Genomic DNA, 12,717 nt, shown 5'->3' on the forward strand with positions numbered 1-12,717 from the left:
TAGTTATTATTTCTATGATCATAATGACGTATTTACCACTTTAATTCATCCAGATTCTTTACTTGAATACTACGTATATTCCGGTAAATATTAATCATGATGGCGATAGCGATAGCCGTTTCCGCTGCCGAGATGGCAATGGAGAACAGGGCAAAGAAATACCCTTCGAGCTCTCCGGGAAAAAGGAAACGGTTAAATACGGCAAAGTTGATATCTGTAGCATTCAGCATCAGTTCTACAGAGATGAGGATAGCAAGTGTGTTGCGGCGGGTGAAGAACCCGTATATTCCCGCAAACATCATGATGGTAGAAACCACCAGGTAATATTCCATGTGTATCATCATATCGTCCTATCTTTTACGTGCAATTAATAATCCGCCCACGATACAGGCCAGCAACAGAATGCTGACTGCTTCAAAAGGCAATACATATCCATATTTACCACTGCTTAACAAAGCATGTCCGATGGTCTTGATACTGATTTCTACAGGTTCCGGATCGCTTGTCGGCACAAATTTGTGTGTCAGTGTAATGAAGAGCACCAGGATTGCACCTATAATCGTAGTGACAAGCCCTGCCAGGAATTTACTCCGTTTCAGGTGAGCGGCCCGGTCGCCTTCTCCACTCGTCAGCAGGATGGAGAATACATAGAGCACCACGATACCTCCGGCATAGACCATGATCTGTACCGATCCGAGGAAAGTGTATCCTAACAGAAAGTAGATACCTGCTGTGCCGAAAAGCACGAACAGCAGGTAAGTGGCCGAACGCACGATACGCTGCGTGGTCACTGTCAGTATGGACATGGCAATGATGAACACTGCCAGAAAGTAGAATACTACTGTTTCAAGTGTAAGTCCCATATTCTTTTATTCTTTTTTCTTTTCGATTACTTTACTTCCTTCGCGGTTGAGTTGCAGGACAAGTTTGGTCCGGTCGAATACGGCATGCTCAAATACCTGGTCGAAGGTGATTGCGTCGTGTGGGCAAGCGTTGACACAGAGCTGGCAGAAGATACACGAACCAAGGTCGTATTCATACTTTGCCAGTATTTTCTTCTTTTTGCCCTCTTCGGTTTCAATGGTTTCGCTGGTCACTTTAATGGTATCATTGGGGCATGCCATCTGACACAACCCACAGGCTACACAACGGTGCTCATTGTTTTCGTTGTGAGGCATGTTCAATGTACCGCGAAAGCGGTCGAACATTTTGAGTTCGGCGCGGTTCTCCGGGTATTGTTCGGTCACTTTCTTTCGAAAATATACCTTGATGGTGGTTTTCATACCCGTCAGCAGGGAGCCGATGCCTTGCATCAGGCCGCCTAGATATGTATATTCTTCATTTTTCATCTTTTAGCCCTCCGGGTTAGAAGTGCAGTCCGAAGACTACGATTAATACCATGATTACCAGATTGACCATTGAAATTGGTACCAAATATTTCCATTCCAGGTTTAGTATCTGGTCAATACGCAGACGCGGGAAAGTCCATTTGATCCACATCAGCAGGAACACTACGAAGAATGCCTTTCCGAAAAACCAGATGAATCCCGGAATATAATCCATCACTGCATTGAATCCGTCCAGCCCGACAATGTGCAGCGGCATCCAGCCTCCCAGGAAGATGGTAGCGGCTACGGCAGCTACGATGAACATATTCAGGTATTCGGCCAGATAAAAGAAGCCGAAGTGCATACCCGAATACTCGGTATGGTATCCTGCCGTCAGTTCACTTTCTGCTTCGGGAAGGTCGAACGGACCACGGTTACATTCTGCGTTGCCGGCTATCAGATAGATAACGAAAGCGATCAGGGCCGGGATGTGTCCTTTGAAGATAAACCATCCGTTAGCCTGACTTTCCACAATCTCAGAAAACTGCATGGTACCCATCAGGACCACCATTGTGAGAATACTAAGTCCGACAGACAATTCATAACTGATGATTTGTGCACCGCTTCGCATAGCACCGATCAGTGAGAACTTATTGTTCGAACCCCAGCCGGCCAGCAGGATACCCACTACGCCTATGCTCGAAGCTGCCAACAGGAAGAAGACACCTACGTTGAAGTCCAGCACTTCCAGCCCTTTACTGATAGGCAGGCACGAAAAGGTGAGAAATGAGGCGATAATCACCATGAACGGAGCCAGGTTATAAAGGAATTTGTCCGAATGCTTCAGTTCGATGATCTCTTTGGTCAGCATCTTGAGCACATCGCAGAGCACCTGGATGCTTCCCCACTTTCCTACGCGGTTCGGACCCAGTCGGCACTGGAAGAAACCGCACACCTTGCGTTCCATATAAATAAGGAGAATGGCAAGTATGGCGTACAAAGCCACAATGCACACCCCGATAACGACACATTCTATGAATACAGCCAATCCCTCCGGCATGACGGAGGTTAATGTCTGGTGTATCCAACTTGTTATTATACTAAAGTCAAACATATACTATATTTACGATTAGACGATTTACTATTTACGATTGGAGTGATCCGGATTTAGGATAAGAGCCGTCAGGGCTTTCTTATCTGTCGATGTCCGGTACCACATAATCCAGCGTTCCGCCGATAGCGATCAGGTCGGCAATCTTAGCTCCCCGGCAGATGGTATCGACAGCCGAAACCAGTGGCAACCCCGTCGAACGGTAGTGCAAACGGTAAGGTGTCTTGTCGCCATGACTCTCGAGGAACACTCCGAATTCACCGCGGCTGCCTTCAACGGCGGTATAGTAACTTCCTTCCGGTACCCGGATGATGGGTTTCATTTTCTCCTGTATCGGTCCTTCCGGAATATTGTCAATCAATTGCTCGATAATGTTCAGGCTCTCCATGATTTCGTCCATACGCACCATGTAACGGGCAAAAGAGTCGCCTTCGGTATAAACGATTTCTTTAAAATCCACCTTATCGTATACGCCGTAAGGCATACGTTTGCGTACATCACATGCCCAGCCGCTGGCACGGCCTGTTCCACCGGTACATCCGAAAGAAATGGCATCTTCGCGACTCAGCACCCCTACACCTTTCAGACGTTGCCGGGCAATGACATTGCCGGTGAATACGTCGTGATATTCGTGGATGATTCCACGCAGGTAAGGGATGAACTTCTTTACTCTCGGGATGAAGTTCGGGTGCAGGTCTGCCTGTACACCTCCAATGGTATTGTAGTTCATTATCAAACGTCCGCCGCAAGTTTCTTCGAACATATCCAGAATCATTTCACGGTCACGGAATCCGTAAAAGAAGGCTGTCAATGCGCCCAGGTCCATGGCAAGACAGGAGTAGAATAGGAGGTGAGAGTCGATACGCTGAAGTTCGTCCATGATGGTACGGATGTATTTCACGCGTTCGCTGACCTCGATACCCATTGCTTTCTCGATGCACATGCAGAGTGCATGGCGGTTCTGGTGTGCTCCCAGATAATCGAGCCGGTCGGTCAGTGCCAAAGTCTGCGGATAGGTGAGGCTTTCGTTCATCTTCTCGATCCCACGGTGTATATATCCGCAGTTGGCGTCGAGCTTTTTGATGGTTTCGCCTTCAAGTGAGACGCGGAAGCGCATCACTCCGTGGGTTGCCGGGTGCTGTGGCCCGATGTTGACTACGTATTCACGGTCATCGAAGATCACATTCTCCTGAGTTTGATACGTTCCGTCCGGATTCAGCTCTATTTCCCGGGTCGTATCATACGTCTCTTCATTGTCCATACGTAGCGGATTGTCTTTCTCCGGGTTGTTATCTTTACGCATCGGATGGCCTACCCAGTCATTACGCAGATAAAGACGTCGCATGTCGGGATGTCCGATGAATACAATGCCGTAATAGTCGAAAACTTCACGCTCGTTGAAGTCGGCCGCTTTCCAGATGTCACTGACGGAAGGTATTTCCGGAGTTTCGCGGTTATTTGTGGATGTTTTTATCGCGATGCGTTCGCCGGTTACGGTCGATTCCAGATGATAGACTACTCCAAGTCCCCGGGTTACGTTCGGTGCGTCACCTTCGTCTGCCACTCCCCAGTCCATACCCGTTAGGCTTTCGAGGAAGTCCATCTGTTTTTCGTTACGCAGACGCAGCATTTCGTCGTGTAGTGCTGCGGGTTCTATGTATTTTATTTCTTCCATATTTTACTAATTAAAGCAGATTCATTTCCCTTCAGGTTTCTTCTCTTTCCGGTTTACTCCTCCGAAGAATTTCTCTATCTTCACTTTCCGTTGCAGTTGCATCATACCGTAATAAAATGCTTCCGGGCGGGGAGGGCATCCGGGAATATATACATCGACCGGGAGAATCTTGTCTACTCCGTTCACCACATGATAGGATTTGCGAAACGGGCCTCCGCTTACTGCACATCCTCCTACGGCAATTACATATTTGGGATCTGCCATCTGATCATACAGACGTTTCAGTACCGGAGCCATTTTGTTGGTAATGGTGCCGCATACCATGATCATATCGGCTTGGCGCGGACTGGCACGGGCTACTTCAAACCCGAAGCGGGCCATGTCGTAACGCGCGGCACCCAGTGCCATGAATTCGATACCGCAACAGCTGGTTGCGAAAGTAAGTGGCCACAGCGAGTTGCTGCGTCCCCAGTTGATAAGATCGTCAAGTACTCCCACAAAGACGTTTGCACCGCCTTCATTGAGTTCTTTGACCATCTTTTCCAACGATTCGTTGTCGATGAAGTCTTCATACGGGATAGACTTTATTTTAGGCTTTTTCATTATTTCCATTCCAGTGCTCCTTTCTTCCAGGCATAGGCAAGGCCCAGAACCAACACAACTAAAAAGAAGAGAATACTAATCAATCCCTGAGGTCCCAGGTCACGGGCTATGACGGCCCAGGGAAACAGAAATACTGTTTCGACATCGAACATCAGAAACAGAATGGCAAACAGGTAGTATCCTACACGGAACTGCATCCATGATTTACCGCGCGTAGGGATACCACATTCATACGCTTCGAACTTTTGTGCATTATACGACCGCGGCGAGATAGCGTTTGAAAGGGCTATCACCACACCGACAAAGGCAATTGCGGTCAGCAGAACGACAACTAACAATGTAAAATTCATAATCCAATAGTATGTTTAGATTGAATAATCTGAAGTAAGCAATAAGTTGACACACCTCTGAGTGACAACTGATTGAAAGAGTATTGACAGCTATCAGTGAAACAGTTTACATGATAGCATGGCTACTCGTGGTTTGTGACTCTTTAAATGATGATTTTCCTTAATCCGTAGACATAGTAGGTCAGTGGATCAGACGGATTGTATGTATGTGAGTGATTTGAATGGACAGAAAAAGGATTATTTCTCATTCTGTATTTATGAAAGATCATTTCAGGACGGATAAAACTTTTGTCCGTTGGTACATGAGAAATATCTGCATGCCCCATTTCACAGGGCATAATGGTGCAATAGAAATGAAAGCGTTCCAGGATATTCCGGCTTGCAGGAGTAGCTTGCGAAATGAAACATTCTTCCTGGTCCGGATCTTCTATTATATAAGAGGTGTTTGCCGCTTTCATCGTTACCGAATGAAGCAGCACGGCAAGCACTATTATTATATAATATTTTAAGTTTTGTTTCATTCCTATTTCTTAAACGGTTGCAAATATAGAATTTAATTTTATCTCTTTTGCAAACTCCACGTGACAAAAAAGGTTTTTTAATAAATCAAGGGAGTCAGAAGTTGGAGGGATTATCAACCGATTTCTGACCCGCCTCTACTATATATTATCTTGTATGATACAACAATGAAGCTTCTCTACTTGTTTCTAATTCCTTTTCCAAAAGTCAGAACTGAATAAAAGTAAGACGGTGAATAGTTCCAGACGTCCCAGTAACATCAGGAACGACAATAACCATTTGGCCAGATCAGGGAGTCCGTCCCATGAATAGGCCGGACCGCAGCTCCCCAATCCCGGTCCCATATTTCCGATACTTGAAATCACCGTCCCGATAGATTCTGTGAAACCTACGCCCATTGCCAGCATCAACAGTACACTGACAATGATGATGACGGCATAGATGAATGAGAATGCCAGTACCGTCGACAGGATGGCAGGAGAAATGACCTGTTTGTTCACCCGCACCGGAAGTACGGCGTTCGGATGTACGATGTGTTTAAATTCATTTCGTGACACTTTGGCCAGAATCACCATTCGGATGCATTTCATACCTCCTGTGGTGCTTCCGGCACAGGCACCTATCAGCATGATGACAGTCAGGGTACCCCAAAGTACCGGTACCCATTGCATGTAGTCGGCTGTTACAAATCCGGTGGAAGTATGCAGCGAAGCTACTTGAAAAAAGGCTTTGCGGAAAGATTCCTCAGCTCCCATCGGGGTGGTGCGGTAGAGCACTGCCGCAATGAATGCGGTAAAGAGAATCACTGACATCACGTACCACTTTAACTCGGCATTTTGAGATACTTTCTTCAGTTTACCGGTAAATAGCAGGAGAAGTAGCGTAAAGTTGATTCCGGAGAGAAACATAAAAACACCTATCACATATTCTATATAAGGTGAATTGTAATAGGCTATGCTGTCTTGCTTGGTAGAATAACCTCCTGTACCGGTCGTGGCAAACGAGTGGCAGATACTGTCGAACAGTCCCATGCCTCCGAATAACAGGAGAATCACTTCAATGGCTGTCAGTCCGGCATAGATAGTCCATATCCATTTGGCCGTCACACCGATACGGGGATGTACTTTATCGTAGGTAGGCCCGCTGGCTTCGGCGGCAAAGAGTTGTACGCCGCTCACACCGAAAATGGGCAGTACGGCAATGGTAAAAAAGACAATGCCCAATCCGCCTATCCACTGTGTCATGCTTCGCCAGAAGAGAAGTCCGTGGGGCAGTGCTTCGATATCGTCGAGAATGGTGGCTCCGGTACTGCTGAATCCGGACATCGTTTCGAAGAAGGCATTGGTTATGCTTGGTATATAATGGCTGAGGTAGAACGGGAGCATTCCGAATAAGGAAAACACGACCCATGCTACACTGACAATGACATATCCGTCTCGGCGGTTAAGTTGTTTTTCGGCTCCTTTGCCAAGAGCCAGCAGAAGGATGGCGACTAAAGTAGTCAATCCTGCCGACAACAGGAAACTGCTCAGGTCATCCTCGCGGTATATCAGCGAAACACCTGCACAGCAAAGTAACAGGCCTGTCTCTATCAGTAAGAGGAAACCTGTGATGCGATATATCATTTTAGAGTTTATCATACCATCAATTAAAGTACTTTTCTATCTTCTTGATCATCATGCTGAGGCAGAATACGACGACGTGGTCACCTGCCTGAATAAGGGTATCACCCGTAACCAGTATACCTTCTCCGTTGCGGATCAGGCCACCGATAGTGGTCCCTTTGGGTAGTCCCAGGTCTTTCACTTTGTTTTTGGTAATTTTGGCGTTTTCGGGTACTGTGAACTCTGCTACGTCCGCATTGGCAAAGGTCAGGCACTTCACATTCGAAACGTCTGCATCGAGCATCATCTGGTAGATGTGGCTGGCGGCAATCATTTTTTTATTGATTACCGTGCCGATGTCCAGGCTTTCCGCCATACCGATGTAATCGATATTTTCTACTTCCGCCACTGTTTTGCTCACTCCCATGCGTTTGGCGGCAAGGCAGGCCAGGATATTGGTCTCAGAGTTACCGGTCAAGGCTACGAAAGCTTCCGTGTTTTTCAGTCCCTCTTCAATCAACAGGTCCATATCCCGTCCGTCTCCGTTGATAATCATGGTCTTATCATCGAGCAACTCTGTCAGGCGGTTACAGCGGTTTATGTCGTTATCCACAATTTTTACCTGCATGTAATCCGGTACATATTGTGCTGTACGGACTGCGATGCGGCTGCCGCCCATAATCATCACATTGCGTACGTCGGCATATTCTTCCTTTCCGGCAATTTTTCGGATGTAAGGGATGTATTTCCGGGTAGTGGTGAAGTATACGATATCGTGCAGTTTGATGGTATCGTCTCCACGGGGGATAATGGTTTCGGTGCCCCGTTTGATGGCTACTACGTGATAGGGAATATCCGGCGCACCCAGTTCGGCCAGCGTGACATTCAGTATTTCGGCTTTTTCACGCATCTTTGTACCGATCAGGATAAGTGATCCTCCGCAAAATTCCCACCATTGGCGCACCCAACTCATACGCATGGATGATACGATCTCCTTGGCAGCCAGCATTTCCGGGTAAATAAGGGAGTCGACACCCAGTTTCTGGAAGAACTCTTTGTTCTTTGGCAGCAGGTATTCGTAATTGTCGATGCGGGCTACTGTCTTTTCGGCTCCCAGATTGGTGGCAAGCATGCACGCGGTCATATTCCGGCTTTCATCGGGAGTGACGGCGATAAAGAGGTCTGCCTCTTTGATGCCTACCTCTTTCAGTCCTGATATGGACGAAGGAGAGGCCGTAACAGTCATCAGGTCGAAGTTAGAACTAAGCGTACTTAGTTTCTCTTCGTCATCGTCCATCAGGATGATGTCCTGTTTCTCGCGTGAGAGTAATTTAGCCAAATGGGTGCCTACAGCTCCGGCACCAGCAATAATTATCTTCATTGTGATTGCAAATTGCGGTTCTATTGCGTATTGGGGGATTAAGAATGGGTAGCCATGCAGCTTTCCACAGGAGCATCCATTCGTAATTTGTTTTTAGTAATTACCTTGTAAATTCCTTCTTCATCCATCCCGCACAAGTGGTAGAGTTGCTGCACCGATCCGTGTTCAATGAACTGATCCGGTACACCGATGCGCCTGATTTCGGGATAATATCCGTTATCGGCCATAAATTCGAGTATGGCGCATCCCATACCTCCTTTAATGATTCCATCTTCTATCGTTACGATATGGCGGAACTTTTTGCCGACTTCGTGCAGTAGCTCTTCATCGAGCGGCTTGAGGAAACGAAGGTCATAATGCGCTACGGAAATGCCGGTATCTGCTTCAGCACGTTCGATGGCACGGGCAGCCAACTTGCCGATAGGGCCGATTGTAATTACTGCCAGATCGTTTCCGTCCTTTAGTTTCCGTCCTTTTCCCACCGGAATCTCTTCCAACGGACATTCCCAGTCCACCAACGAACCCCGCCCGCGCGGATAACGGATGGCAAAAGGTCCTTTGTCGGGCAATTGGGCAGTATACATCAAGCGCCGCAACTCATGTTCGTCCATCGGTGACGAGATAGTCAGGTTGGGGATCGGGCGTAGATAAGCCATGTCGAACACACCGTGGTGCGTAGGACCGTCTTCACCTACCAGCCCGGCGCGGTCAAGACAGAATACTACATTTAGTTTTTGTATCGCTACGTCATGGATAATGTTATCGTAAGCCCGCTGCATAAACGAGGAATAGATGTTGCAGAAGGGCAGTAATCCGTCTTTTGCCATACCTCCGGAGAAAGTCACGGCATGTCCTTCGGCAATGCCTACGTCAAAGGCGCGATCCGGCATACGATCCATCAGCATGTTCATGGAGCAGCCGCTCGGCATGGCGGGGGTGACTCCCATGATCCGTTTGTTCTTTTCCGCCAGTTCTACCAGCGTATGCCCGAATACATCCTGAAACAGGGGAGGCATCCCGTCCGTATTGGCTACAATACGTTTTCCTGTTACCGGATCGAACTTACCCGGGGCATGCCATATAGTAGCCTGTTTTTCTGCCGGACCAAATCCCTTTCCTTTGATGGTGTGGAGGTGTAGAATCTTTGGTCCCTGCATATCTTTAATATCATGCAGGATACGGGCTATGTTTTTTACATCGTGTCCATCGATGGGACCGAAGTATCGGATATTCATTCCTTCGAAGATATTCTGCTGTTGGGCTGCCAGAGATTTCAGGCTGTTTCCCAATCTTATCAAGGCCTTCCGACGTTCTTCATTGAGTAATCCCATTTTGAATAACAGGCGGGATGTCTTGAAACGCAGTTGGTTGTATCGGTTCGAAGTAGTGAGATTGAACAGATATTGTTTCATGCCGCCTACGCTGCGGTCGATGGCCATGTCATTATCATTGAGTATGATCAGCAGGTTGTTCGCAGTCGATGAAGCATTGTTCAATCCTTCGAAAGCAAGTCCTCCGCTCATGGATCCGTCACCGATAACGGCTACTACATGGCGGTCTTTTTCTCCTTTTCTCTCGGCTGCCACTGCCATACCCAACGCTGCCGAGATGGAGTTGGAGGCATGACCGCAAGTGAATGTGTCATATTCACTCTCTTCCGGTGAGGGAAAAGGACGGATACCGCCTAGTTTACGGTTGGTAGAGAAAGCTTCACGCCGTCCGGTCAGTATCTTGTGTCCGTAGGCCTGATGTCCCACATCCCAGACAATACGATCATAAGGAGTGTTGTACACATAGTGCAGTGCTACAGTCAGTTCTACCACACCGAGGCTGGCAGCGAAGTGTCCCGGGTTGCACGATAGTTCCTTAATGATGTCCTGCCTTAATTCCTCGCATACCTCCGGCAATTGATCTACGCTCAGTTGGCGCAGGTCTTTGGGATAATTGATGGCGTTTAGCAAGCTATATGTTGGTTCATTCTTCATGATTCGGGCAAATTTAAATGCAAATTTAGTAAAAGAAAGCGGAAGGAGCATCTTTTTGATTGGAAATTTAATAAGTAAGAGTGGAAAGGGAGGCGGACTGACAACCTTATGGACTTATAAATGTGGTCTCCTCTTTCGTTAACATTGTTAATGCGGTTTTCCGGGTGTTTTCTTTTTGTTGGCAAAGAAGAAGTGTTTTGTGTTTAAAAGACTTGTTCTTTGCAAACAAAACGCTTGTTTTAACACTCTGTTAAATCAAGCATTTTATATACTGAAAGTGAAGTCGTTTAAGTTGTTGATACAGAGTGGATCGTTGTTGTTTCTAGTTTTTCTGCTATCCTGCTTGTCCGGGTGTGATGATAGATGGTATTTATCAAAACCACAATGATACCGATGCCGATTTTCAAGAAAGGAAGGGGCGATTGAGAAGGATGGGGGATGGGTGATCTTGTACGGATAAATAACGCTTGTTTGTTGGAACTGTTGTTTCCGTTGTCATCAGTTACCGGGCTTGGGTCGGTTGATGAAAGCTGCGATGTCATCCGTCACGTAAGAAGGAATAGAGGAGGGACGGCTGTATTCAAGAGGGGTTGACTTCCCTTCTCCTTCCTGAAACAGATGATTGAGTCGGGGATAAGATTTAAATATCGCATTCGGATGCTTTGCCAGGGCGGATTTCCATAATTCGAAATCTTGCATGGTGACCTGATAATCACGTTCGCCTTGAAGGACAAGTATGGGGAGAGTCAGTTTTCGGACCACTTCCAGAGGCTTATATTGATTGGCAAGCATCCAGTAAGCTTGAGAGAGATTCATGGGCAAAGGAGTTGTAATGTCGAATGTGTCTGTACCCAGCCTTTTCACGTTGTCCACTTGTTTCTGTAGTTCGGCTATTTCCTTTTCAATATCTTTAGTCGATGGGAGTGCAGAGGCGAGAAACTTCACCTGACTTATAAACAGATCTTCGAGTGGACGGGCTGCACCGGCAAGCAGAATAATCCCTGCCGGAACTTTATCGCTACGTTGGGCGATGCGGGGAGCCAAGGTGCCTCCCAGGCTATGTCCGAGAATGTAGATCCGTTCGGGATTTATTGTCGGTATGGAACGGGCAAGTTTAATTGCCGAAAGGGCATCATCCACTGATTCTTCATCGAAAGTAATTTCTTTGCCTGCAGGTGCGCTGTCGGCTCCATATACTTTGGTACGCTTGTCATAACGGATCACGGCTATTCCACGCTCGGCCAGTCCATACGCGAGGTCCCGAAAAGGTTTATTGGCCCCTACCGTTTCGTCCCGGTCGCTGGCCCCCGAACCGTGTACCAAAATGACTACCGGCAGATCTTTGCCGTTTTTAGGAAGAGTCAGTGTGCCGGGAAGCTTGAAATTCCCCGTACAAACCTGTATGTCTGTCTCTTTTATTTTATCTTGTACCGATGTCGTCGGGGGAGTGGTCTTTTCAGGCGGAACAGGTACGAAACGAATGGTATTCACCTTTCCGTCCGGATTGAACGCTGTGAGAAAACGCAATGGTAAGCGTTCGAACTTAACGTCGCAATAATAAACAGTCATACCGTTTATTGGTTCGGTGTTCCACTCTCCGTGCGACTGATACTTACCTGCTTGTTGTTCCAATTGCTTGAACAGTCCGTTCAACATCTCTACGGAAAGCATTTTCCGGATGTTATCGTCCAGATGTACATACACACTGTCTCCTTGGCCTGCAATCAGTCGGTCGAGAAGTTCGGATGCCTGTTGCGCACGATCCTGGGCTTGCAATACAGGAGTTACTGCCAGCAATAGCCATAGCAGGCAGATTCCTTTGAGTAGATTTTTCTTTGTCATAACTTGTTTATTAAGAAATCTCCGATAAAAAATAGAGTTCCGAGGAAAAGGATTCCGTAAATCAGCAGGGAGATAGAAGTCAGCCAACGGGGCTGTTTTTGCTCTCCGACCGCACGGATGCGTGCAAACGTACTGAACAGACATTCGGCGGCGGCAAACAGGACTATCAGATAGATGATCAGGTCGGTCCACGATTGTAGCCAAAGGTCTTTGAGATTACCTATCAGACATACCAATATCACGATGGCTACAAAATATGAAATACGCATTAAGTCTGTTTTCTTTGATCCCATAAGCGTCTCCTTTTCAGTTTTTAAGT

13 protein-coding genes are annotated in these 12,717 nt (G+C 47.1%); all 13 read right to left on the reverse strand.

All coding sequences use genetic code 11. From position 1 onward, the window contains the following. Window positions 1-32: 32 nt before the first annotated feature. The 13 genes from nuoK to BF9343_RS03750 all read right to left on the reverse strand — a co-directional run bounded on the left by nuoK (window position 33) and on the right by BF9343_RS03750 (window position 12,691). Window positions 33-341 carry an NADH-quinone oxidoreductase subunit NuoK gene (gene nuoK / locus BF9343_RS03690; RefSeq protein ID WP_005775579.1) on the reverse strand — a complete coding sequence of 103 codons (309 nt, stop codon included), beginning with the start codon at window positions 339-341 and terminating at the stop codon, window positions 33-35. 9 nt (window positions 342-350) lie between these two features. Beyond that, window positions 351-863 carry an NADH-quinone oxidoreductase subunit J family protein gene (locus tag BF9343_RS03695; protein WP_005785044.1) on the reverse strand — a complete coding sequence of 171 codons (513 nt, stop codon included), beginning with the start codon at window positions 861-863 and terminating at the stop codon, window positions 351-353. A 6-nt stretch (window positions 864-869) separates the two neighbouring features. Further along, window positions 870-1,349, reverse strand: coding sequence for a 4Fe-4S dicluster domain-containing protein (locus BF9343_RS03700; RefSeq protein WP_005785046.1), 480 nt, complete (start codon window positions 1,347-1,349; stop codon window positions 870-872). A 16-nt stretch (window positions 1,350-1,365) separates the two neighbouring features. Beyond that, complete coding sequence (gene nuoH, locus BF9343_RS03705; RefSeq protein WP_005785048.1) at window positions 1,366-2,442, reverse strand: NADH-quinone oxidoreductase subunit NuoH; 1,077 nt, start codon at window positions 2,440-2,442, stop codon at window positions 1,366-1,368. Window positions 2,443-2,521: 79 nt separating this feature from the next. Further along, entirely contained in the window at window positions 2,522-4,114 is a 1,593-nt protein-coding gene (locus BF9343_RS03710; protein WP_005785050.1) for an NADH-quinone oxidoreductase subunit D, read from the reverse strand. A 21-nt stretch (window positions 4,115-4,135) separates the two neighbouring features. Continuing rightward, window positions 4,136-4,726 (reverse strand): NADH-quinone oxidoreductase subunit B, encoded by a 591-nt coding sequence (locus BF9343_RS03715; RefSeq protein WP_008769486.1) that lies wholly within the window; start codon window positions 4,724-4,726, stop codon window positions 4,136-4,138. After that, on the reverse strand, window positions 4,717-5,067 hold the full coding sequence (locus tag BF9343_RS03720; protein ID WP_005775585.1) for an NADH-quinone oxidoreductase subunit A: 351 nt from the start codon (window positions 5,065-5,067) through the stop codon (window positions 4,717-4,719). Before BF9343_RS03720 ends, BF9343_RS03715 begins: the two co-directional genes overlap by 10 nt. Before the next feature lie 143 nt (window positions 5,068-5,210). Beyond that, on the reverse strand, window positions 5,211-5,588 hold the full coding sequence (locus tag BF9343_RS03725; RefSeq protein WP_005785055.1) for a hypothetical protein: 378 nt from the start codon (window positions 5,586-5,588) through the stop codon (window positions 5,211-5,213). A gap of 186 nt (window positions 5,589-5,774) precedes the next feature. Beyond that, window positions 5,775-7,226, reverse strand: coding sequence for a TrkH family potassium uptake protein (locus tag BF9343_RS03730; protein WP_008658690.1), 1,452 nt, complete (start codon window positions 7,224-7,226; stop codon window positions 5,775-5,777). Between the two features lie 4 nt (window positions 7,227-7,230). Then, the gene (gene trkA / locus BF9343_RS03735) at window positions 7,231-8,571 is read right to left on the reverse strand and encodes a Trk system potassium transporter TrkA (RefSeq protein ID WP_005785058.1); all 1,341 of its coding nucleotides are present in this window, start codon (window positions 8,569-8,571) and stop codon (window positions 7,231-7,233) included. Between the two features lie 38 nt (window positions 8,572-8,609). Further along, on the reverse strand, window positions 8,610-10,556 hold the full coding sequence (dxs, locus tag BF9343_RS03740) for a 1-deoxy-D-xylulose-5-phosphate synthase (protein WP_010992199.1): 1,947 nt from the start codon (window positions 10,554-10,556) through the stop codon (window positions 8,610-8,612). A gap of 498 nt (window positions 10,557-11,054) precedes the next feature. Further along, a complete protein-coding gene (locus BF9343_RS03745) occupies window positions 11,055-12,398 on the reverse strand; it encodes an alpha/beta hydrolase (protein ID WP_010992200.1) in 1,344 nt (447 codons plus the stop codon). Then, the gene (locus BF9343_RS03750) at window positions 12,395-12,691 is read right to left on the reverse strand and encodes a hypothetical protein (protein WP_010992201.1); all 297 of its coding nucleotides are present in this window, start codon (window positions 12,689-12,691) and stop codon (window positions 12,395-12,397) included. The genes BF9343_RS03745 and BF9343_RS03750 overlap by 4 nt, the downstream gene beginning before the upstream one ends. Window positions 12,692-12,717 lie beyond the last annotated feature (26 nt).

Origin of the sequence: Bacteroides fragilis NCTC 9343, from assembly GCF_000025985.1 — a bacterium.
Taxonomy (GTDB): Bacteria; Bacteroidota; Bacteroidia; order Bacteroidales; family Bacteroidaceae; genus Bacteroides; species Bacteroides fragilis.